Here is a 25,094-nt window from a genome sequence, read left to right as displayed (position 1 = left end):
ATCAGTTTGCAGTGTTAAGTAATCAGTTTGCAGTTTACGATGTAAACACGAATTTGGTTTAATCATAAAAAATAGAAACAAATGTTTGATAAATTTATCCAAAGACCTGTTATGTCGATAGTAATATCGCTTATAATTGTCTTTTTAGGGGTGTTGTCGGTGATGAATTTGCCAATAACCCAATTTCCATCCATATCGCCTCCAATGGTGAATATTACGGCCGATTATCCTGGTGCTAATGGGGAATTGATGATTAAGTCGGTAGTTATTCCTTTAGAAAGAGCTTTGAATGGAGTTCCGGGAATGAAATACATGACTTCTGATGCGGGAAATGACGGTGAAGCTAGTATCCAAGTTGTATTTAACTTAGGTACTGACCCTAACCAAGCCGCTATTAATGTTCAAAACCGTGTGGCTTCGGTTACAAATAAACTGCCACCGTTAGTAGTAAGAGAGGGTGTAAAAATTACCCGTGAGGTTCCAAGTATGTTGATGTATGTGAATCTTTTTAGTACCGATAAAAATACGGATCAAAAGTTCTTGTACAACTATGCCGATATCAATGTATTGTCAGAATTAAAAAGGGTAAACGGTATTGGATCGGGAGATATTTTAGGAACTCGTGAATATGCGATGCGTATTTGGCTGAAACCAGACCGTATGTTAGCGTATAAAATTTCTGCTGATGAAGTAATGGAAGCATTATCAAGTCAGAGTTTGGAAGCTTCGCCAGGAAAAACGGGTGAGGCATCTGGAAAACGTTCTCAAGCATTTGAGTATGTTTTGAAATATTCAGGAAGGTTTACTACGAAAGAACAGTATGCCAATATTATATTGAAATCCAATCCAAATGGAGAGATTTTACGTTTGAAGGATGTTGCTAATATTGAGTTTGGAAGTTCGATGTATGATATTTATTCGAATTTGAACGGAAAACCATCTGCGGCAATCGTATTAAAACAGTCTTTTGGAAGTAACGCAAATCAAGTTATTGAAGACTTAAAGGTCAAATTAGAAACCATCAAGAAAAAATTCCCAAAAGGGATGGATTATGAAATTTCGTATGACGTTTCTAAATTCTTGGATGCTTCGATTGAAAAAGTAATTCACACGTTGATTGAAGCGTTTATTTTGGTAGGATTGGTTGTATTCCTTTTCTTAGGAGATTGGCGTTCTACGGTTATCCCAGCGATTGCTGTACCGGTTTCATTAATTGGAACTTTTGCGTTCATGCAGTTTTTCGATATTTCGTTGAACTTAATTACTTTGTTTGCATTGGTATTGGCAATTGGAATCGTCGTCGATGATGCCATTGTGGTTATCGAAGCCGTTCACGCCAAGATGGAGGAAGAACATCTCTCGGCATTGAAGGCGACTAAAAAAGCAATGCACGAGATTTCAGGTGCTATTATCGCTATTACATTCTTGATGGTAGCAGTATTTATTCCTGTTACATTTATGTCTGGTCCGGTTGGAATGTTTTACAGACAGTTCTCAATTACGATGGTAACTGCAATTATTCTTTCGGGAGTTGTGGCATTAACATTAACGCCGGCACTTTGTGCTATGATGTTAACAAATAATCATGGAGTACCGAAAAAGAAAACACCTATAAATAGATTTGTTGATGGTTTTAACAACCTGTTTAATCTTACGCAAACTAAATATCAGCATATTCTTGGAAAAATAGTAAACAGAAGAGCAGTTACAATTATCGTGCTTTTAGGATTTTGTGCTGGAACTTGGCTTATCAGCAGTACAGTTCCTTCAGGATTTATTCCAAATGAGGATCAAGGTATGTTTTATGCCATTATTCAAACGCCTCCGGGTTCATCATTAGAAAGAACAAATGATATTTCAGTAAAACTGCAAAAAATTGCCGAAAAGGTAGACGGAGTAAAATCTGTTTCTTCATTGGCTGGTTATGAAATTTTGACTGAAGGTACTGGATCGAATTCAGGGACCTGTTTGATCAATCTTAAAGATTGGAAAGACAGAAAGCATTCTGTTCAGGAGATTATGGATGAATTGGAGAAAAAGTCTAAAGACATTCCAGGTGCTAATATCGAATTTTTTCAACCGCCAGCAGTACCAGGATATGGAGCTGCAGGAGGATTTGAGCTTCGTTTATTGGATAAAACGGGTTCAGGCGATTATAAGAAAATGGAAAAAATTAACAATGATTTTGTTAAAGAACTCAACAAACGTCCTGAATTATCGAATGTATTCAGTTTCTATAGCGCCAGTTTTCCTCAGTATATGATGAAAGTGGATAATGACTTAGCACAGCAAAAAGGAGTATCCATCGAGAATGCGATGAATACGTTATCTACGCTGGTGGGAAGTAACTACGAAATCAGTTTTATTAAATACGGAATTAATTATAAAGTTATCGTTCAGGCGTCTCCGGAATATCGTGCCCAGCCAGATGATATTTTGAAACTTTACGTAAAAAATGACCGAGATGAAATGGTGCCTTTTTCTGCCTTTATGAAATTAGAAAAGGTATACGGTCTATCAGAAATTACCAGACATAACATGTACACTTCTACGGAGATTAGTGGTGCTGCAGCTTCAGGATACAGTAGTGGAACTGCCATTAAAGTTATTCAGGAAGTGGCTGAGAAAACATTACCTAGAGGATATGATATTGACTGGGCTGGTATTTCTGCCGATGAGGTTGCGCAAGGGAATCAAGCCATTTGGGTTTTTCTTATCTGTTTAGGTTTCGTTTACTTGGTTTTAGCGGCTCAATACGAAAGTTTCATTTTACCAATGTCAGTAATTTTATCATTGCCTGCTGGTATATTCGGTGCTTTCCTTTTACTGAAATTTACAGGTTTGGAGAACAATATCTACGCTCAGGTTGCAATGGTAATGCTTATTGGTTTATTAGGTAAAAATGCGGTATTGATTGTAGAGTTTGCTATTCAAAGGCATGCCGCAGGCCTATCTGTTCTTGATGCTGCAATGGAAGGAGCCAAAGCAAGGTTCCGTCCTATCTTGATGACTTCTTTTGCTTTTATTGCCGGTTTGCTTCCATTGGCGTTTGCAACAGGACCTGGAAAAATTGGTAACAGAACTATTGGTACTGCTGCTGCAGGAGGAATGTTAATAGGTACAATATGCGGTGTATTCATAATCCCTGGATTGTATTACATTTTCGGTAGAATCGCTGAAAGATATACCTATGTAAAAGATCAAAAAGAAAATCCATTAACCGAAGAATTTGACGATAATCATGCACAATAAAAAATCCTATAAATATATTGTCCCGCTAGGTATTTGCTTAGCGGTGGCAAGTTGTACTCCGGCTATTGCGCCCTTGGCTGAAACCAAGATTGTTCCGGAATCTTTCGATAAAAGTAAAGGTACTGATACCACCAATACTTCAACCACTCCATGGCGTACTTACTTTAAGGATCCAAATCTGGTGAATTTGATTGATACTGCCTTGAAAAACAATCAGGAATTGCAGATCACTTTGCAGGAAATTGAAATCGCCAAAAACGATATTCGTGTGAAGAAAGGTCTTCTTTTGCCAAGTGTTAGCGTTGGAGCAGGAGCAGGAATCGAAAAAGTGGGGAGATATACCAGTCAGGGAGCTGGAGATGCTTCAACAGAAATTAAGCCAGGCAAGGAAATGCCAGACCCATTGGGAGATTTAAAAATTGCTGCCTATGCACATTGGGAAGTGGATATCTGGAAAAAACTTCGTAATTCAAAGAAAGCGGCGGTAAGCCGATATTTATCGACTGTGGAAGGAAAGAACTTTGTGATTACAAACCTTATCTCGGAAGTAGCCGATTCATATTATGAACTGCTAGCTTTAGACAGTCAGTTGGAGATTGTAAGAAAGACTATCGAGCTGCAATCAAACGCCTTAGAGGTTGTTAAAATTCAGAAAGAAGCTGCAAGAGCAACAGAATTGGCCGTTCAAAAATTTCAGGCCGAGGTTTTGGCTTCAAAAAGCATGGAGTTTGATATTCTTCAAAATATAAAAGAAACAGAGAATAAAATCAATTTCTTGTTAGGACAATATCCACAGGAGATAAAAAGAGACAAAGGTAATTTCTTGAATTTGATGCCTTCGGTAATCAATTCAGGGATTCCATCTCAATTGTTGGCCAATCGCCCGGATATCAAACAAGCCGAATTGGAATTGGAAGCTGCTAAGCTGGATGTAAAAGTGGCTCGTGCGGAGTTTTATCCATCACTAGACATTACTGCGGCTATTGGCGTAAATGCCTTTAATCCGTCCTATTTATTTACGCTTCCGGAGTCGTTACTGTATTCATTAGCTGGTGATCTGGCCGCCCCTTTGATTAACAGAAATGCTATCAAAGCCGAGTATAGCAGTGCCAATGCACGACAACTTCAGGCTTTGTATAACTATGAGCGTACAATTCTAAATGCGTATTTAGAAGTATCGAGCCAACTTTCCAAAATCAATAATTTGGAAAAAAGCTACGACCTAAAATCGCAGCAAGTAGTTGCTATGAACCGTTCGATTGATATTGCTGGCGACTTATTTAAGTCTGCCAAAGCCGATTATTTTGAAGTTTTGATGACACAGCGTGATGCTTTGGAATCCAAACTTGAATTGATAGATACCAAAAAAGAACAACTCAACGCCTCGGTCCTTGTTTATAGAGATCTAGGTGGTGGATGGAAATAACGTGGTTGTTATAATTGTGATTAAGTCCTAAACATGTAAAAGTGTTTAGGACTTTTTTTATAAAATATTTGTAAGGTCCTGAAATAAGTTAACATAAAAGTTGACTTATTTTAGGACCTTATAGGTTTTTGAAATCTTGTTGTTTTAATAAATAATGAAATAATAATTCATTAAAAAACAATTAATTATTTCAAAGGTAAAGTTGTTCCTCGTTCTATTAAGCTGGTTTTAATGATTTTGGTAATAAACTCTAACTCGGATTTATTTTCCAAACGGTCCACCAGTATCTTGGTTGCAACTTCACCTATGTATTTGCCATGTTGACTTATAGTAGTTATTGTAGGGGTAACATGTTGAGGCAATTTTCCATTAGTAAAACAAATGATTGACATTTCTTCTGGAATTTTATAATTCATGGATTTAATCAATTGTAAAGATTGAATGGCAGAACTTTCCTCGAGACATAATAAGCCATCTATAGATTTGTCTGATAAAACAATTTTCATGGAGGTTTCGAGGTCTTCTTTTTTATTTAATCGTACTATAATTTTTTCATCAATTTGGATGTTATGGTCTTTGAGAGCTTGTTTATAACCTTCAACACGTAACTTTCCTACACTTAAATTATCGATGACGGAGACTAATGCAATTTTTTCACACCCCGTTTTGATGAGGTGTTCTGTGGCATGCCTTGCGCCTTCAAAGTCGTTTACAATTACTTTATCGCATACTATTTCGTCGGTTACTCTGTCAAATAGTACAATAGGTACACCTTCGTTTATGGCGTCATTAAAGTGTTTGAAGTTTTTGTTGATTTGGGTTTCTTCGGCAATGGAAACAATAAAACCATCGATGGTTCCACTTTTTAATAATTCCACTGTATTGACTTCCTTGTCATAGGACTCATTAGAAATACAGGAAATTAAATTATAGCCTAACTCAGATGCTTTTTCTTCGATACCGACAAAAACTTCCGTAAAAAAACTATTCATGATATTGGGAATGATTACACCCAAAGTTTTGGTTTTTTTGTTCAGTAAACTTAAAGCTATTTTATTGGGTTTGTAATTATGCTTTTTGGCAAACTCCTGTATTTTTTCTTTGGTTTTCACACTGATTTCATGACTATCATTCAGAGCTTTCGAAACAGTCGCAATAGATACATTAAACTCAGCAGCAATTTTTTTTAATGTAATTCTATTGTTCATTTTTGTATTATGATTTGGCGATTTGATGTAGTAGGCTAATTTAAATTAATTTCTTGATACATTTTTGATTTTGGCTCTAAATATGGCAGTATTATAAGTCGTTTTTATTTCAATAATTTAGGTTTTGGCTTGATTTCAATTATTAATTTTTGGAGCAGAATGATTTGCTTCGCTTATTCGCTATCGCTCGGGTGGCTTTTTTGCCGATATCGTCCCGCTTTCTGTTACAAACAAAGTTCACTGAACTCCGATGAAAATAATAATGTAGTGAAGTAATTTTTTGTCTCTCGTAAAAAAAACGAGCCACAAAAAGATTTCTACTTCACACGAGCGAGGCGAACTGGCGGAGCAAGGGGGGCTAAGGGTGCTAAGGGGGAGTATTTTGTTTTTTTGCCATCATCAAAAAAGAAGAAATAATAATCGAACTTATGTTTTTAAGATTTCTTGATAGTCAAAGGGAATATCTGTTGCCTTTATCACTGTTAATTTTAAAAAGTTACTTAAACCTTTAAGTTGTTATTTAAAGATGATTTTTTTGGACAGGATAGTTTATTAAGTGTTTGATTATGTTGTATTTGTTATGTGTTTTATGAAATTAATAATGAAATCATTCTCTTGAATAAAAAGTATGTATTTCGTCTTTTTTCATTCAAATTATAAAGAATACTATAATTTTAGCTTCATAAATTTTAAAAATAATAAATGTATTATATAGGATATGATATAGGAAGTTCATCGGTGAAGGTGGCTTTGGTTGATGCAGTTACCGGTGAAAAAATTATCGCCTTGCACGAACCTGCCGATGAAATGGCAATAATCGCTTTTCATAAGGATTGGGCCGAACAGGATCCAGAACTATGGTGGGAATATATTTGTACGGCCACCAAGCGCGCCATCAAAGAAGCCAATATAGACGCTTCAAAAATTTCAGGTATTGGCATATCGTATCAAATGCATGGATTGGTCGTGGTTGACAAAGAGGGAACTGCGTTGCGTAATGCCATTATCTGGTGTGACAGCAGGGCAGTAGCGATTGGTGATAAAGCCTTTGAGGAAATTGGAGCCGAGAAATGCGCTACCCATTTATTGAATTCTCCCGGAAATTTTACGGCTTCCAAATTGAAGTGGGTAAAAGACAACGAGCCGGAAATTTATAAAAATATCTGCAAATTCATGTTGCCGGGTGATTTTATCGCTTTTAAACTTACAGGCAAAATAGTATCTACCAGAAACAGCTTATCCGAGGGGATTCTTTGGGATTACAAAGAGAATAAGGTTGCCAATTTCTTGTTGGATTATTATGGAATTGACACTGCATTGACACCAGACTTGGTGGATAATTTCACAAACCAAGGGGAATTAACCGATAAAGCATCAAAAGAGTCGGGGCTTCCTGTGGGAATTCCGGTGGTGTATCGCGCGGGAGACCAAGTTAACAATGCCTTGTCGCTGAATATTTTCAAACCGGGTGAAGTGGCTGCAACAGGCGGAACTTCGGGAGTTTTGTATGCCGTAACAGACAAATTGGACTCAAAGGAAACTTCAAGGGTAAACAGCTTTGTGCATGTTAATTACACCACTGAGCGCCCTATAGTTGGTAAGTTATTGTGTATAAACGGAGCAGGCATTCAATACCGATGGTTGCGTAATCATAGTGTGGTCGATTCTTATGAAAATATGAACCGTAAAGCATCCAAAGTTCCTGTAGGATCAGATGGGGTTGTGGTGATTCCTTTCGGGAATGGGGCAGAACGTATGTTGAATAATAAAAACGTGGGAACCCACTTTTTGAATTTAAATTTAAACAAACACAGTCACGGTCATTTGTGCAGGGCGGCATTGGAAGGAATCGCATTCTCCTTTGTTTACGGTATGGAAATCATGAAAAATGACAATACAGAGATTAAAGTGATTCGCGCCGGAAACGACAACCTTTTTCGATCTGAAATCTTCTCGAACACGGTGGCGACATTAATCGGGCATGAAATTGAAATATACAATACTACGGGTTCGGTCGGTGCAGCAAGGGCCGTTGGACTTTTGGACGGTGATTTTGAAAAGTTTGGCGAAAACATCATCAAGAATGACCATGTGATGACTTATATGCCGTTGAAAAATAACGAGCCATATGTGGAAGCTTACAATAATTGGAAGAAAGAATTGGAATTAATAATAACAAAAAAATAGAACAAGATGATCACTTTGGGAAATAAAGAATATTACAAAGGAATTGGGAAAATTCAGTTTGAGGGAAAAGAATCAGATAATCCGTTAGCATTCAAATACTACAATCCAAACCAAATCGTGGCCGGAAAAACAATGCGTGAACACTTTAGGTTTGCAATTGCTTATTGGCATACTTTCTGTGGCCAGGGTTCAGATCCGTTTGGTCCAGGAACGCAACATTTTGCTTGGGATCAGTCAACTGATGCAATCGCTGCCGCAAAAGAGAAAGCGGATGCCGCATTTGAATTCATTACCAAAATGGGATTTGACTATTACTGTTTTCACGATTTTGACTTGGTTAGAGAAGGAGCCACTTTCGCAGAATCAGAAAGCAGATTAGCTACCATCACAGACTATTTGAAAGAAAAACAAGCCGCTTCTGGAGTTAAACTGCTTTGGGGAACCGCAAACTGTTTTTCTAACCCGCGTTACATGAACGGTGCGGCTACCAATCCAGATTTTAATGTATTGGCAAGAGCCGGAGGACAAATAAAATTGGCTTTGGACGCTACCATTGCTTTAGGCGGTGAAAACTACGTGTTCTGGGGAGGTCGTGAAGGGTACATGACTTTACTGAACACAGATATGGGAAGAGAATTGGATCATATGGGACAATTTTTGGCCAAAGCCAGAGATTATGCCAGAGCACAAGGATTCAAAGGAAATTTCTTCATTGAGCCAAAACCTATGGAGCCAATGAAACATCAATATGATTTTGACAGTGCCACGGCCATTGGATTTTTGCATAAATATGGTTTAGAGAAAGATTTCAAGATGAACATCGAGGTGAACCATGCAACACTGGCTCAACACACTTTCCAACACGAAATGGAAGTGGCTGCCAAAGCAGGAATGTTGGGAAGCTTGGATGCCAATAGAGGGGATTACCAAAACGGATGGGATACGGACCAATTCCCAAACAATATCCAGGAAGTTACCGAGGCGATGTTGGTTTTCCTAAAAGCAGGCGGACTACAGGGAGGTGGTGTGAATTTTGACGCCAAAATCAGAAGAAACTCGACTGATATGGAAGATGTATTCTTGGCCCACATTGGCGGAGCCGATACTTTTGCGAGAGCATTATTGACAGCCGACAAAATTATCACTTCTTCCCCTTATGAAAAACTAAGAACGCAACGTTACAGTTCATTCGATTCTGGAAACGGAAAGGCTTTTGAAGAAGGAAAATTAAGTTTAACCGATTTGTATAAAATTGCCCAAGAAAACGGGGAGTTGAATTTACAAAGCGGCAAACAGGAGCTTTTTGAAAATATTATCAATCAATACGTATAATGGTATAGATACAGAATAATAAATTTCACTTTGAAATATAAGGCATCAGCCTTAAAGGAAAAGCAGAAAGGCTATTACTTGTAAGAATTCAAGTAATAGCCTTTATTATTTTTTTTAATTTTTTGTAATAGATTTAGTTTGTAATATTTTGGTGAAAAATATTTTGTCAACAAGAAATTCAATTATTTAGCCAAGAAATAAGTTTAGTTTCATCGAAATTTATGACTTATTTTTGTAACTATACATAAAGCTATGAAAAATTCTATCTCTATTGTAATTGCTTTTATTTTAATAGCGTGTCAAAACGGTTCTGAAACACTTACGACACTTTATAGTTTACCAAAAAAGTTAAAAGAAGTTTCCGGGATTGTTTACACTGAAAGAAATGATTTATTCTGGACTTTGGAAGACAGCGGTAATGCCAATAAAATCTATGGACTGAATGTCAAAAATGGCACAATTGAGAAAACAATTACCATTGAAAATGCCTTAAATATAGATTGGGAAGACATCACAAAAGACAAAGCAGGAAATCTGTATATTGGCGATTTTGGCAACAATGACAACGTTCGAAAAGATTTGTGCATCTATCAAATAAGTAAAAATTCATTAGAGAAGGAAAAGGCAATTCCGGCCTATAAAATTTCATTTTCGTATCCCGAGCAAAAAGAATTTCCACCAAAAAAAACTAAATTATTCTTTGATGTGGAAGGTTTCTTTGAATATAAAAACAACTTTTATCTCTTTACCAAAAACCGAAGCAAAGGATTTGACGGCACCGTTTTAGTATATAAAATCCCAAATAAAGCCGGTTTTCATCAAGCGGTTTTAATGGGTAAATTAAACAGTGGCGCTAACTACAATCATTGCGCAATTACCAGTGCCACAATTAGTCCAGACGTTTCCAAAGTGGTTCTTCTAACCCACGATAAAATCATATTGCTGGAGAATTTTAAAGGAGATGATTTTCTTAAAGGAAAGCAGTCGCAACTGAAATTAAATCATTTTTCACAAAAAGAAGCGATTTGTTTTAAGAACAATGAAACCCTCATTATTGCTGATGAAAAGACCAATAAAATTGGCGGAAAAATTTATGAAGTGAATCTTTCAAAGCTAAAAGCCATACCCTAAACCAAAAGTAATTCTGGCTCGGTCATCGGTGCCTTTGAAATAGGTTATTCGCCCCGTAATTACATTGAGGCCATTTATCCATATTCCGCCACCAATGGATTGATGCCATTTATGGGAGTCCTCACCATCTAGCCAAACTCTTCCGTAATCATAACCGCCTAAAATTCCGTAAGACATTGGTATAATGCTCTTTTTAATTTTGCCGATGTTCCAGCGTAGATCTGTACTTTGGTAGAAAGAAGCTTTACCCAAGAATCGTTCGTTTCTGAAACCTCTCAAATCATAATCACCACCTAAAGTTGCGCCTTGATAAAATTCGAAATTATTGTTGAACAATACTTTTGATTTCAGAATAGTGGCCAAAACAAGCTGACCTTTCGGATCAATTTTATGGTTGAAATTAATTTTTGCGTCTAATGCAGGAAAATTGGTTTGTGTATGGTCTACATTCATTTTCCAACTGCCCGCTACTGAAAATCCAAATCCCATTGTCGGCAGCGATGGAACATCATAATTTTCAAAACTATATTTGATTATGGCTCCCACATACTGTTGGTTATCAAAAACATTTGGGTTTACTGCCCCCGGAATGTTTATATAACGATCGGTAGTTTCTTCGACTCTTATTTTTTCAAAAGAGGTAGCAAGATTAATTTCACTTCCATAACGACCTGTTTTTTTGATGGATGGCATGGCTTTTAGCGTTCTCAATCGAACCCGATTGTAATCCATTCCATAAAAATCATCATTGTTTACCGTTTCATTTCCATAGCCAAAATAATTAACGGTGAAGTTAGGACTCGTGAATTTTGATTCCAACTCAAAATCCCATTTGCCTAAAGTTTTTGGAAAATAGCCGTTATAAGTAAATTCATAACCGCTGGTGGCAAATAAATAATTGGCTTTTAATAAGTGCCTTTGAGTGTATGGATATTGATTGAATTTGTTTATCGTGTAGCTTGCCACGATGCCTAATTTCACACCATCATCTGGATTGTAGCCTCCAAAAGGGAATCCCGCGAAAGCATTGTATTTTACTTTTTCATAGTTGTAAAAATTGGGCTCATAATCATCGGTCAAAAAGGTTTTGGTTTTAGAGTCCAAAGTGAAATTGTTCGGTTTGGATTTAAAATCATATATCTTTATTTTTTTTCCGTTTTCAACAGTATAGCTGTCATTATTTTGCCCACCTATCAATCGAATTTTTATATCCGATTTAGCGTCTCCTTTTACTTCAAATACATCATCGTCATCTAAACCGTAAATCCAAATATTTTTGGTTTTATCTGCAGTGAATTTTTTGGTATAAAGCAGTTCATTACCTTCTTTTTTGAGTCTGTAAACCGCTATTTCAGTATTGTTTTTTGAGATATTCGTAATTGTAAATTTGTCTTTTTTGTCTGTTCCAACAATCAAAACCGTTTTTTGCAATACCCTGTAATATTCTTTTGCGTATTGCTGTAGTTTCGTTTTTCTTATTTTTAGTTTGCGTTTAATGTCTTCGATCGTTTCGTCCTGCACTTCTTTGGGTAAATTAGTAAAAGCACCATCAATATCAGCATCCGAAAGATGTTCTTGAATGTATTTGGCCTGTGCTATCCATTCCTTTTCATCAGCTGTTTTTAGGAACGCAATATCTTGTGGATAAGGTTCACGGTTCAGCCATTTTACGTTGCGAATATCTTCTTTAAAAGTTTGTTGATGGCGTAACGCCGGCATATTCATTAATAACGATAACAGAGCTCCATCATATTTTGTAAAGGCTTGATCTCGATCTCTCGGAATGGGTTTGTACACTATTTTTCCATCTTCTTTGTATTCGCCCCAGCGCCATTGATCACTGTGTCTGTCCCAATCACCAATAAGCATATCAAATAATCGGGCTTTGATATATTCGGGTTCATCAATGGTGTATTTTTCATCTTTGTGCAAATTTTTCATCACATCATCAGTGCTGATAATATCCAATGGTTTTCCAAAACTTGTTGTGTTTTTTTGATTATCGGATAATTGTTCTTCCACCAGGTACAGTTCATCACCAAAATTATAATTGAAGCCCTTTAGAATTGGTTCTTTTGGAATGTAATACAAAAGAGGATTAGTATGTGCAACACCAATTTTGTCGGCTAGATTTCCAACCGCCAATGGGGTGTAAGGGTGCGAGGTAGTGTAAAAATCAAACAAAAAACCTTCGGCATAGGTATCATCAAACTGATTTAAAACAAACTGATCTTTAAAAACCACTGATTGCAGAAAACGGGAGGTGCTCTTTTTGAGGGCACGCATTACATATTCTTTGCCATTGGCATCAACCAGTCGCAATGATTTTGATTGGTGTCCGCCGCCTTCCCTTGTAGGTTTGACTCCGCCAAAAAGAGTGTCCAAAGTAGCCGTTTTTGCTTCAATGGGCAAACTATAATATTTTCGATAATGTAACCCAAAAAGGAATTTATGAAAGATGCTTTTTCGAGTCATCTCATTAGAGTAAATCGAAGTTGTAGTTGTTGCGGAAAATTTTGTGGGCAAATTTTTTGGTGCAACGGTATCTCGAACTTTTATGATGGTTTGCTCCAAAAGTAGTTTTTCCTGTTGGTTTTCATTGCCATAAAAGGATACTTTGGTTTCTCCGTTTTTATACAATGTTAATGTTGCATAGCCATTTCCTCCGTATGAAAAATCGTTTGGATTCACAGCCTTGGCAGCTTCTGATTTTGAACCAGCACCGCTAATGATTTGTCTAATATTGTTTTTGCTTAGGTATTGTAAATTATGGTCATGGCCAGAAACTACGATGACATTTCTTTGATTTTGCAAAAGTGTTTTGACCCGTTTTGTAAAATTGAGATACACTTTATTTTGGATATCCTGCGGATAGATACCCGATGTTTTTCGGGTCAAATTAAATAGAGAACCAATAACAGGCAATGGAATTTTTTGCTCGAAGGGGAAGAGTTCTTTTTCCATTGAAAACTGTCCACCGCTGGTTCCATTGCTCATCAGCGGATGGTGAAGAGCTAGAATTATTGTTTTGTCTTGATTTTTATTTAAAATACTTGCCAGTTCGTCAAAAAAATCTTCACGGGTTTTGATACTGCAATCATCATTTATAGTTGGGTATTTGTCCCAATCTTCCAGAAACCATTGACTGTCAATAGCAATTAGAGTTATGTTTTTGTCAATTTTTAATTCTTCTAAGCCACAATTTTTTTGAGGCAAAAAAGCTTTTTTATCATTGAGATAATTGGTTACAAATTTTGCCTGACGTTCTAAACCTGCAGTTCCGTTGTTCCAATCATGATTTCCTGGGATGAAAATGGTTTTTCCTTTGAAATTTTTGGATAATTCTAACTGTTTTGTAAGTTTGTTTTGAGCCTCTGCATATTCTTCTGGGATTACGCCACTCGGAAACCCGCTAGGATAAATATTGTCGCCAAGAAACAATAGCGTACTTTTTTTATTTGAATTTTCTAACCTTTTTCGAAGTAAAGAAAATGTTTCTTGAGCTTCTTCTTTGTTAGGACTTCCAGCATCACCAATTAAGAAAAATGTATGGGCAATTTTTGAAGAATCTGTTTCATTTTGGATGACGTGGTTTTCTAGTTTTTTGCCATATTGGGCCTGGTGTGTCGCACAAGATTGAAGAAGCAGCATTAAAAAAATGAAGCTAAAATTTATTGAACAATTTTTTGAAAACAATCTCATTATTTTGTATTTAATATTATTTTGATTATCCGGTAACCAAAAACAAGTATGCTCTTACTTCTATTATTTCAAGAATCATACCTTTTTAATAAGGCTTAATAGTAGGCTGATTGCGTATTTATTTATTTTAAATTTAGCGAAATGTCGAGTTTTTTGATAATTTTTAAACGAAATTAAGAAAATGTATATAAAGGTAATTGATTAATCGATGTTACTTTTAAATAAAAACCTTAAAAGGTGAAAAAACAAAAATTACACAAAGTTTTGTTTATTCTCTAGTATTAAATGAATTTCAAAAAACAATTTCATAATTTAGACATGTAAAAACTTTTTTATGACTCTCGTAAATCAAGTTCAGGATTTTGTATCCAATTTACTGGAAAGTAAACTTTCAGGTGTTTATACGTACCATAATTTGAACCATACAACAGGTGTAGTTAACGCGGTGAACAGATTGTGTGATGAAGAAAAAATTTCTCTTTCAGATAATGAAATTTTACTGATAGCGGCTTGGTTTCATGATACGGGCTATACAAATGGTTGTCAAAATCATGAAGATTCGAGTGCCAAAATCGCAACTCATTTTTTAAAGGAAAAAGGAAAAACCGAGAAGTACATTGCTAAAGTTTCCGGTCTAATCAAAGCAACAGCAAAGGAGTATGTGCCTCAAAACCTTTTAGAAAAAATAATAAAGGATGCAGACTATTATCATGTTCTGAATGATGATTACATTTTTGAATGTGAAGGTTTAAGAAAAGAGTGGGAAAATGTAGAAGGCAAATTGTTAACAGATATAGAATGGGCAAAAGAAAATGAATTGTTTTTGTCAAAAATTCACCAGTTTTATACTCCTTATGCGATTGAACATTGGAAACCTTTAAAAGAAAAAAACATAAAACGACTTCGAAAAAAAATAAAAAAAATGAGTGAAGAATTGCCTAAAGGAAATAAACGAAAAGAGAAAGAAGAAAAACCGGAACGAGGCATTGATACTTTGTTTCGAGTTACTTTAGGTAATCATACCCGATTGAGTGGTATTGCCGACAGTAAGGCCAATATTTTACTTTCTGTAAATGCCATTATTATTTCTATCGCCCTTTCCACATTGATTCCAAAATTGGACAGCCCAAAAAATGTGCATTTAGTTGTTCCTACTTTTATTATGCTGATGTCTAGTGTAATTACCATTATTTTTGCCATCCTTTCGACCCGACCAAAAGTGACCAAAGGGGTTTTTACAAAAAAGGACATTGAAGACAAAAAAGTGAATCTTCTTTTCTTTGGTAATTTTTACAAAATGCCTTTGGAGGATTACAAATGGGCCATGAATGAGATGATGAAAGACAGGGAATATCTATACAATTCAATGATAAAAGATTTGTATTATTTAGGTATCGTTTTGGAAAAAAAATACCGATTATTGCGAATTGCCTATAATATTTTTATGATTGGAATTGTACTGTCCGTAATTGCTTTTGTAGTAGCTTTTAAAACAATTGGCGGTTAATTTTGTTCATTCAATAAATCTTGAAAAGAATTGTTTTGAAAAAAACTATCCTGATTATGGTTAACCACTTTTACCCTAAAGGCTCTTAATCCAGATACACCTTGCAAATCTTCAATTTCAAATTGTTCAATATTGGGTTCCAGTAATTTTTTGAATTGTAGGTATTTGATGTATTTCAAGTATTCGTTTTCTTCAGCATTGTGAGAATAAACAATGGTGATTTTTTCTTTTTGGGTGATTCGTTCTTTGGTCCCTTTTATATTGGCTTTATCGATCCGTTTTTTAACCACTTCATAACGGGCATTGTAGGTTCCATCTACATCAAATCGTTTTTCATCCATCCTGAATCGTATAGAAATGGGCGAGCTAAATACCAAAATCAGGGAAGTAACATCCAGTTCATACGGCAAAGTAGCTTTAAGCAAGTGGTGTTCTATTTCCATTTCGCATAAAGTTTGCAGTTGCCACAATCTTAAATTTTGTAAATAAAGGCTGTTAAATGGTTTTGTGGGTGCAATTGATGCACCAATATAAAGGTTGTGTTCTACACCATCTGTTTTAAATCGTTCGTAATAATGAGGATAAATTAGTTGGGCTTCAACTTGCTTTTTATCTAGGACTGCGGCTAGTTTTTTATTGATTACGGACATAGCATTATCAAATTGCTTTCGGGCTTGATAAAACATTCCTGTTTTTTCGTCTAAGCTTTCAAAATAGTTTTTCGTTGCCATTTCACTTTCAATATCCATTTTAGTGTTTCTCAGGATAGGGTGAATTTCGGTTTCGATATAATTCTGAATTTGTTGCTCAGTATCTGCTTTTAATGATAATTCAAGCTCTTTATCAAAAGATTGCAGTTCGAATATTCGTTGTTCCAATAAAACAAGACTTTCATTTGATTTTTGCTTTTCAAGAAGTTGGATAAGAGTGGTTAATTGGTTTTTTAAATCCTCTTTTACCGTTTCATTTCGATGTTCGGAGGAACCTTTAATGTCAATTTGTCCATAAAGTGGATAGACTTCCTTGAATATGATTTCTTTGAAAATATAATCTTTATTGGGGCTGTTAGTTTGATAATATTTGAGAGCTTCTCGTCTAAATTTCCAATAAACGCTGGAATGAATGGCAGTATATTCTCTTTGAATAATCGCTTCAATCTGGTGCTGCATATCGGTTTTATACCGTTCTAATGTATCGATGAGATACGGTAAAATCAAATCTAGATTCGTTGCATTGATGGTGTTGAGTTCTTTTGGCTTTGCAGAAACCAATTCAATAATTCCAAGTATGGTATCGTCTTTTATTACTGGTGCAAAAATACAGCTCTTTATGTTTTGCTGCAGCAAATGTTGTGCAAGTCTCGCATTTCCGGAAATTTTGGAAAATTGTTCAACCTCAGAGATTATTATTGGTTTTTTTTCTGCTAAAAGAGCTTCAAGAGAACAACCATAAATGGTGTTTTTACAATCCATTTCCTCTAAGCCGTTTAAGATGAAACTTTTCATCTCTTTCTCTTCATGAGGTGGGTTTGTGAATTTTTCTTCTTCCTCATTGTATATGATAAAACCAATTCTTAAATCAGCAATTTTAAAAATAGATCTAAAAATGGATTCAAAACTCAAATTTAATTTAGTTTGTGCTGATTCTGATTTTAAAAGATTGCTCTTTAAGTTGGATATGGCATTTTCTCTAGTAACATCAATGAGGCTTATTATTCCAAAACCTTTTAGTATCCAGCTTTCAATAGGGAATTTTTCTTTCCATAAATTGATGTTACCGTAATTATTCATTAAGAAATCGATATCATCTTGAGAAAGTTCGGGTGCATTTTGAGTTGGAATAATTTCGATGAAATCGGCATTATACAGAATACGGTAATGGTTCATGATGCCATTCGCGCTCGGAATATCATAAAATAAAGGCCTGTTGAAGTCAAAATGCTGACCATAATAAGCGTTTAAAATTAAGATACAATTAAAAATGTAAAATTCATCCTCCTCAAAATCACGTATCTCCATGTCAAATGTCATTCCTGCATCTTGTAGAATTTGTTTGAATCTTTCGGAGTAATTAAAAGTGATATTCTGAAACGGAATGCTGATCGCCTTGATTTCGTTGTGAGTTAATGCAGTAGGGAATAGGTCGGCAAGCAAATTATGTATTAAGGTTTTTTGTTGCTTAATGAAGTTTAAATCTTCAATTCCATCTCTAAATTCAGGGAAAGGCTCTATTTCTTTCAGTAATGCTTTAGCATAATTTGAACGGTAATCTACATTGGTCGCAGCAATTTCCTCTAAATTTTCGATCAATTTATGAAATGAAATTAGGGTTTTGAATGGGCTTTCTGTAAACGGATTATTGCTCATAATTAAGTCAGTATATCTAAAAGTAAAATTACGAATAAAGTGATTGAATCCGTGCTATTATAAAGGCAATGTTTTGATTTTAGTTTTCAACTTTTGGTAGCATCCACACTTTGCAGTGGAGGAGAACTCAAATGTTAATTAATATTAATATTATCATAAATCTACTATGTTCAGGCAGTGTATTGAGAATAAAGGGGAAACAATAGCGTTCTTAAACAAAACGATATTATGGGTTTATTTGATTTTATGATAGTGGAAATCGCTATGGATTTGGGGACGGCCAATACTTTAATAATTCATGATGGAAAGATTGTTGTTGACAGCCCTTCCATTGTGGCCAGGGATATTAGAAACGGTAAGATAATCGCAGTAGGTAAAGAGGCCAGTTTGATGCAAGGTAAGACACACGAGAATATTAGAACGATCCGGCCTCTTAAAGACGGGGTTATCGCAGATTTTGATGCCTCTGAGAAAATGATCAGCTGGTTTATAAAAAATATACCTGATTTAAAGAAAAGCTTTTTTACTCCTGCACTCCGAATGGTGGTATGTATTCCGAGCGGCATTACCACGGTGGAAAAAAGAGCAGTAAAAGAGTCCTGTGAACGAGTAAACGGAAAAGAAGTGTTTTTAATTCATGAGCCCATGGCTGCTGCGATAGGAATTGGTTTAGATGTGATGCTGCCTAAGGGGAATCTCATAGTGGATATTGGTGGAGGGACTACAGAAATAGCTGTTATTGCCCTTGGAGGAATAATTTGTGACAAATCTATAAAAATTGCAGGTGATGTTTTTACCAATGATATATTGTATTTTATGAGAACACATCATAATCTATATATTGGAGAAGCTTCCGCAGAAACGATAAAAATTGAAGTTGGCGCTGCAATGGAAGAACTTGAAGATGCTCCTGCTGATTTAACTGTTCGTGGAAGAGATATGCTTACCGGGAAGCCTAAAGAAGTTTTGGTTTCTTTTAGGGAAATAGCAAAAGCTTTGGATAAATCAATACAAAGAATTGAAGATGCCATTATGGTGACGCTTTCTCAGACACCACCTGAACTGGCTGCAGACATTTATCATACGGGTCTGTATCTCGCAGGAGGAGGGGCAATGCTTCGAGGTCTTGACAAAAGGATTTCGCAGAAGACGGATTTACCCGTATATATTGCAGAAGATCCTTTGAGAGCTGTGGTTAGAGGTACAGGAATTGTTTTAAAAGACATGGATAAATATAAAACTGTATTGATAAAATAAGTTCGTTATTACTTCCGTAGCATTGAGTTTTTGGAATTAATCACTTTATTTGTAATAGGATTTACTGCAAATGAGTTATCTATGGGGTCATCTTCTTTTGAACAAGATGCTAGAATAAGGACAGACCAATCGTCAATAGAGTAATTACTTTTTTTATGATTATCTTTACTACTAAGTTTTATTAAGAACAGCTAGATATATGTATATAATTGTTGTTCAGATGTGAAAACCATACTTCCTGTTTTTGTAAACTTAAATTATATGTAAAAATTGCTACTTTACTTCTTTTTTATGCTGGGTTTTAATAGTCATTAGCTAAAAAAATATCTAGAAAGAGGTTTATTTTTTTAGTTTTATTTCATGGATATCTCTTTTCAGTTCTAGAAACATTTCTTTTACTGAATCGGATTCTGTGGTTAGGAGTTTAGCGTCATCTCTTCCAATATGGCATACATATTCCCAAATTTCCAAAATATCAGAGAGTTTGATTTCGTATGGGCTGTAAATAATATTATCTGAAACGACAGTTACCGAATCATCGTTTTTATTCCCGAGCCGTTTATAGGTAATCCCCTCTCTGGAGGTAATGAATATATAGGTTTTGTTCTGTTTTATTTCCCCCAGATTGTCCACATATTTTCCGACCACAAAGGATTTATTGGTGTGTGGCGGCATAGAATCGCCATTAATAGGGAAAGCTCTCATTTTGCCTGAACCTAAAAACGGAAGTGCTATCTGCTGCAGGTTTTCTATGTATTCGGCATCAGCATAACCACTAAGATAACCAGCTTGTGCTTTGTGCGGAATAATTTCAATGAGGTTGTTGCCGTCTTGATCGACGGTTATGGGCAAAACAATTCGGTTGTCTTCCAATTGCATTAAATTATCAATGGATATTTTACGAAGATCAACTGTTAAAAGCAAATCGATGCTGATATGATAATACCGTGAAATAATCAACAGCGTTTCTGCAGGCGGCGTGTTTTTTCCGTATTCATATTTCTTGTAGCGGTCAAGTGGCAGAGACATTCCGTTTGCCACTTCTTGTTGAGACAAATTTCGCTTGCTTCTCAGCCATTTTAGATTGTCAGAAATATACAACATACGTTAAAGGGATTTTAAGTCACTACAAATATAAGCAACATAGTGATTTAACGTCCTAATTTTGCTAAATAATTTTGGATCAAAGCAGTTACAAGAACAAGAATAATATTCACGTTAGATACTTTATGAAAAAGCAGGAATATGCCATAGTGGATATAGAAACAACAGGAGGCAATGCCAGAGGGAGCCGTATTACAGAAATAGCGATTGCTATTCATGACGGGACTAAGGTTATTGACCGTTGGGAAACACTTGTCAATCCGCAACAGGAAATACCGCTTGCCATTTTTGTGCTTACCGGAATTGATAACGATATGGTGCGTAATGCTCCCATCTTTGATGATATTTCCGAAAAAGTTTTGGAGATGCTCACCGATCGAATTTTTGTGGCACATAATGTCAATTTCGATTATTCTTTCGTTCGGCATCAATTGGAAAAGTCAGGGTTTAAATGGTCAGCCAGAAAATTATGTACCGTTCGTGCTGCAAGAAAAATTAAACCGGGTTTAGGTTCTTATAGTTTAGGAAATCTTTGCAATTCATTAGAGATAAGTTTAGAGAATCGGCATCGTGCTGGTGGTGATGCAGATGCGACTGCCATATTATTTTCTAAATTATTGGAATGGGACAGCGAGGGAGTGATGGATAAGATGATTCAGAAAACGGCACAGGATCAGCGCCTGCCTCCTAATTTACCTCCTCAGGACTTTGAGCAATTGCCTGAAAAAATAGGAGTGTATTATTTTTATAATCAACTAAATAAAGTTGTGTATGTTGGAAAAGCGGTTAATTTAAAAAAGCGTGTGGCTTCACATTTTAGCGGTCATAACGTAAATGCACAAAGGCAGAATTTCTTGAAAGATATCTACGGAATTTCCTTTGAGGTCTGCGCTACTGAATTGATGGCGCTGTTGTTGGAATGTGATGAGATTAAAAAGTTGTGGCCTGCTTATAACAGGGCATTAAAACGTTTTGAATCTAAATTTGGATTGTTTCAATATGAAGCCCGAAATGGGTATAAATATTTGGCAATTGGAAAACTAACCAAATTTCAGACCTGTATTCAGGAATTCAATAGCCAATATAATGGAATAACAGTATTGCAAAACCTTGCTCAAGAGTTTAAAATTGATTACCGATTTTGCCAATACGGTATGTCAATAGTTGGAGAATTTTTTCCAAAAAAAGATTTGACAAATTTGCCGGATGTTACCCATCACAACGAGAAAATCGAAAACGCGATTGAGTTTTTATTAAGTAACAGAGCAAGTTTTGTTATTATAGACAAAGGAAAATCTATAGAAGAAAACAGTTGTATTTGGGTTGAAAATGGGCATTTTTATGGAATGGGATATTTTCCGTCAGATATTGGATTTGCTGAATTGTCGGAGATAAAGGATTATCTAACGCCTTGCCGGAGCAACCAATACATCATGCATCTCATTTATGCTTATGCCGAGAAATACCCAGGAAAAGTAAAACGTCTCTAAATGATAGAAACATAAAAATAAAATGGCACACGTATGATTCTCTTTAACGACACCGAAATGTTTTCACAAGGCACAGCCGGCAAAATAATATTTGACGCAACTGATGCTGACGTAATGTTGATTGATAGTTTTTTCACCAAAGAAGAATCTGATAATTATTATAACATTTTATTAAACAATACTCCATGGCGTGAATACGAAATGCCTATGTATGATAAAATGGTCACTGCTCCGCGGATGGTTGCTTGGTATGATGATAGTGACAGCAATTTAGGTAAATCTAATTGGCCTAAAGAATTAAGAACTATTAAGACCAGAGTCGAAAATGAAACCAAAATAAACTTCAACGCTGTTTTACTGAATTTATACAGAAATGGAAAGGATGGGGTTTCTTGGCATAGCGATAAAACCCACAGCGAAAATAAAGATATGAATATTGCATCGGTTACATTTGGTGAAACCCGAATATTTAGGCTGCGTCATAAATTTCTAAAACATATACCACCGCTTGAGATTCCTTTGCACCATGGTTCTTTCCTATTAATGGCAGGAAAAACAAATAGTTTCTGGGAACATCAAGTACCTAAAACAGCAAGAGACGTGCTTCCACGGATTAACCTAACTTTTAGGAAGGTTGGAATATAAAGCAGATAAATACTAATATCATGCCTCTGCATAATTTCGAAATTTTTAATCCAGACAGATTAGAGAGATTCAACCTTGCAGACTTAATATTTTCTAGAGATACCGCAGTTTTTCTTCTTCAATATCCAAATAATGCATTTGTCTTCGTATAATTGACTCGTCAAGACTTTGATCTTCTCTATTTTTATTGATGAGCCAATGCCTTTGCTGATTTAATAAATCCAGATAAATAACTTTCAGATCTTCACCAATTGATTCGTCATCGATTCCATTACTGTGCTGTTCCCATTTCAAAATAAGATGTTGTAATGGAGGATTACTTTCTACTTGATGACCATAATTGGTTTTTAAGTAATGTGTTGCAAATTCAGCTAATTCCTGTCGGATGTTATTATAGACTTCATTGCGGGATAAGGTATCGTCATCATTATCGGTTAGAATTTTTTTAATAAAATAGGGTAATGTTAATCCTTGAATTAATAAGGTCAAAAGAATAACAATGAAAGTGATAAACAGGATGAGATTACGCTGTGGGAATCCGTTGCCGTTATTGAGATAAACAGGTATTGATAAAGCTGCAGCCAGTGAAACTACACCGCGCATTCCGGTCCATCCAAGTATAAAAGGCACTTTATAACCCGGATTTTTGCTGTCAGCAACAGTGATAAAATTACGGGCAATGAGTGTTACAATTACAGCACCATAAGAAGACAGAATCCGGCTGATAATCAGAACAACCGTAATCATCACACCATATCCAACTGCAACGGTAATACTAATATTCGCTTCTTCAAGTCCTTTGGTAATTTGAGGCAGATCTAATCCAATCAGCATGAAAACAAATCCATTAAGTATAAAACAAAAACTTTCCCAGACGTTTACTCCCCGAATGCGGGATCTGCTGTTAAGAAAACGATGTCTGTTATTAGACAAAAGCAGTCCGCCACTCACAACTGCCAATACCCCAGAACAGTGAACCTCTTCGGCTGCGAGATAGATAATATAAGGAGTTAGCAATGTCAGCACGCTGTCTGCATTTACATCAGTTGGCAGGAATTTATGAGCTTTCATAAAAATCCACCCAATCAGTAAACCAATTGACACCCCACCAAAAATCATCCAGCTAAAACTCGTCGCAGCTTTGTAAAATATAAACTGCTCGGTTGCTACAGCAATCATCGCAAATCTAAAAATAATTAAGGATGAGGCATCGTTCAGCAGACTTTCGCCTTCTAAAATAGACGAAATGGTTTTAGGGACTTTAACAAATTTTAAAATAGCACCGGCACTTACAGCATCCGGAGGTGAAACAATTCCGCCTAACACAAATCCTAATGCCAATGAAAATCCGGGAATAACATAATTAGCAACTAATGCTACCGAAATCGCTGAGACAAAAACGACCACAAAAGCAAAGCTTGTTATAATGCGTCTCCATCGCCACATTTCTTTCCACGAAACCGTCCATGCAGCTTCATATAGTAACGGAGGCAGGAAAATAAAGAATATCAGATCGGGTTCAATGTTTATTACTGGTATGCCAGGAATAAAACTTATGATCAAACCCGCCAGAACTAATAGTATAGGGTAGGCTACTTTTATTTTATTAGCAAGCATAATCAGCAATAAAATAACGAGCAGTATACCAAGATAAAAAGGGAAATTTTCAAGCATTTGTTTAGGTTTTAAGAACAGTTTCTTGTTTTGGCTTCTGTATTCAATTAAAATGTTGCCGCTATTTAAAATAAGGTTCAAATGCTGTTTGAATAATAGACTTATCCGTATCAAAAAAATCATTCTTCGGCTAAATTAGTCAAATTAAATTGAATGTGGCCTGCAGCAGATGTGCTTGTCTTTATTTTATTAAATCATCACATTTTAAAAGATTGAGTTAAAGAAAACCATTAATCAGATATAATTATTTAAGACTCAAAAATTGCTTCTCTTTAGCGTTATATCGCAATTGTTTTATGGGAGAAAACAATCCAAACGGTGTTCCTTTGCACAAGATGTTAAATATTTTGTTATAACTATTAGATACTTTGATAATTGATATTGAGAGGCAAGTTGTTAGTGATTTTGTAAAAATAATTTTACGGAAGTATTAATAAAAGACAAGTTATTTTTTATAAAGCAGATGAATCTATTGTGATAAAAAATGAGCGTTTATAAGGGTTATTTGTTTGTAATAGGCTGAAAATCAAAAAAAAATGACTAACTTCGGTTTACTATAGCTGTATATGTTTTAATCAAATTTTCATGAGACTATTTTGAAATATCTTACGGTATTAAATTAGTAAAATATGAAACGAATCTTAATTTGTACCCCAATCTTAAAGGCGTACTGGAGAAGTTAATTCATGTGAAGAATGCATAAAATAATTTTAATGCTTTTGACTTAGGTTGTGCCTTGTCTTTTTTTAACTATTAAATTTATAAAGCATTTGACCGAATAATTCGGAGAGGTTAGTTATTTAAAATTTTTAT

General features: G+C 35.5%; 14 protein-coding genes. 9 read left to right on the top strand and 5 right to left on the bottom strand.

Features of this window, described 5'->3' with window-relative positions; translation table 11 throughout:
* Nucleotides 1-81: 81 nt before the first annotated feature.
* On the top strand, nt 82-3,252 hold the full coding sequence (locus HQN62_RS12915; RefSeq protein WP_116797931.1) for an efflux RND transporter permease subunit: 3,171 nt from the start codon (nt 82-84) through the stop codon (nt 3,250-3,252).
* On the top strand, nt 3,242-4,678 hold the full coding sequence (locus HQN62_RS12910; protein ID WP_173504668.1) for a TolC family protein: 1,437 nt from the start codon (nt 3,242-3,244) through the stop codon (nt 4,676-4,678). Before HQN62_RS12915 ends, HQN62_RS12910 begins: the two co-directional genes overlap by 11 nt.
* A 185-nt stretch (nt 4,679-4,863) precedes the next feature.
* On the opposite strand, the gene HQN62_RS12905 is transcribed toward HQN62_RS12910, so the two are convergent.
* The gene (locus HQN62_RS12905) at nt 4,864-5,886 is read right to left on the bottom strand and encodes a LacI family DNA-binding transcriptional regulator (RefSeq protein ID WP_173504667.1); all 1,023 of its coding nucleotides are present in this window, start codon (nt 5,884-5,886) and stop codon (nt 4,864-4,866) included.
* 702 nt (nt 5,887-6,588) lie between these two features.
* On the opposite strand from HQN62_RS12905, the gene HQN62_RS12900 reads away from it, so the two are divergent.
* The 3 genes from HQN62_RS12900 to HQN62_RS12890 all read left to right on the top strand — a co-directional run bounded on the left by HQN62_RS12900 (nt 6,589) and on the right by HQN62_RS12890 (nt 10,536).
* Nucleotides 6,589-8,073, top strand: coding sequence for a xylulokinase (locus tag HQN62_RS12900; protein WP_173504666.1), 1,485 nt, complete (start codon nt 6,589-6,591; stop codon nt 8,071-8,073).
* 6 nt (nt 8,074-8,079) lie between these two features.
* Entirely contained in the window at nt 8,080-9,405 is a 1,326-nt protein-coding gene (gene xylA / locus HQN62_RS12895; protein ID WP_173504665.1) for a xylose isomerase, read from the top strand.
* Nucleotides 9,406-9,657: 252 nt separating this feature from the next.
* On the top strand, nt 9,658-10,536 hold the full coding sequence (locus tag HQN62_RS12890; protein ID WP_173504664.1) for an esterase-like activity of phytase family protein: 879 nt from the start codon (nt 9,658-9,660) through the stop codon (nt 10,534-10,536).
* Here the strand turns inward: HQN62_RS12890 and HQN62_RS12885 are convergent.
* The gene (locus HQN62_RS12885) at nt 10,519-14,187 is read right to left on the bottom strand and encodes a metallophosphoesterase (protein ID WP_254454440.1); all 3,669 of its coding nucleotides are present in this window, start codon (nt 14,185-14,187) and stop codon (nt 10,519-10,521) included. The two genes, HQN62_RS12890 and HQN62_RS12885, sit on opposite strands and share 18 nt — an antisense overlap.
* Nucleotides 14,188-14,572: 385 nt before the next feature.
* Here HQN62_RS12885 and HQN62_RS12880 point away from each other — a divergent pair, with 385 nt between their 5' ends.
* Nucleotides 14,573-15,745, top strand: coding sequence for a Pycsar system effector family protein (locus tag HQN62_RS12880; protein WP_173504662.1), 1,173 nt, complete (start codon nt 14,573-14,575; stop codon nt 15,743-15,745).
* Here HQN62_RS12880 and HQN62_RS12875 read toward each other — a convergent pair.
* On the bottom strand, nt 15,742-18,111 hold the full coding sequence (locus HQN62_RS12875; RefSeq protein WP_173504661.1) for a GAF domain-containing protein: 2,370 nt from the start codon (nt 18,109-18,111) through the stop codon (nt 15,742-15,744). The two genes, HQN62_RS12880 and HQN62_RS12875, sit on opposite strands and share 4 nt — an antisense overlap.
* Before the next feature lie 228 nt (nt 18,112-18,339).
* Here HQN62_RS12875 and HQN62_RS12870 point away from each other — a divergent pair, with 228 nt between their 5' ends.
* Nucleotides 18,340-19,368 carry a rod shape-determining protein gene (locus HQN62_RS12870; protein ID WP_173504660.1) on the top strand — a complete coding sequence of 343 codons (1,029 nt, stop codon included), beginning with the start codon at nt 18,340-18,342 and terminating at the stop codon, nt 19,366-19,368.
* 339 nt (nt 19,369-19,707) lie between these two features.
* Here the strand turns inward: HQN62_RS12870 and HQN62_RS12865 are convergent, their stop codons facing one another.
* The gene (locus tag HQN62_RS12865; protein WP_173504659.1) at nt 19,708-20,472 is read right to left on the bottom strand and encodes an XRE family transcriptional regulator; all 765 of its coding nucleotides are present in this window, start codon (nt 20,470-20,472) and stop codon (nt 19,708-19,710) included.
* A 125-nt stretch (nt 20,473-20,597) separates the two neighbouring features.
* Here HQN62_RS12865 and HQN62_RS12860 point away from each other — a divergent pair, with 125 nt between their 5' ends.
* Both HQN62_RS12860 and HQN62_RS12855 read left to right on the top strand, forming a co-directional pair.
* Nucleotides 20,598-21,962 (top strand): exonuclease domain-containing protein, encoded by a 1,365-nt coding sequence (locus tag HQN62_RS12860; protein WP_173504658.1) that lies wholly within the window; start codon nt 20,598-20,600, stop codon nt 21,960-21,962.
* A 33-nt stretch (nt 21,963-21,995) separates the two neighbouring features.
* Nucleotides 21,996-22,607 carry an alpha-ketoglutarate-dependent dioxygenase AlkB family protein gene (locus HQN62_RS12855; RefSeq protein WP_173504657.1) on the top strand — a complete coding sequence of 204 codons (612 nt, stop codon included), beginning with the start codon at nt 21,996-21,998 and terminating at the stop codon, nt 22,605-22,607.
* A gap of 93 nt (nt 22,608-22,700) precedes the next feature.
* On the opposite strand, the gene HQN62_RS12850 is transcribed toward HQN62_RS12855, so the two are convergent.
* Nucleotides 22,701-24,281 carry a Na+/H+ antiporter gene (locus HQN62_RS12850; protein WP_173504656.1) on the bottom strand — a complete coding sequence of 527 codons (1,581 nt, stop codon included), beginning with the start codon at nt 24,279-24,281 and terminating at the stop codon, nt 22,701-22,703.
* Nucleotides 24,282-25,094 lie beyond the last annotated feature (813 nt).

The sequence above is a fragment of the Flavobacterium sp. M31R6 genome (genome assembly GCF_013284035.1).
GTDB lineage: Bacteria > Bacteroidota > Bacteroidia > Flavobacteriales > Flavobacteriaceae > Flavobacterium.
The sequence above is the reverse complement of the archived record's forward strand: the minus strand, read 5'-3'. Positions and strand labels throughout refer to the sequence as shown.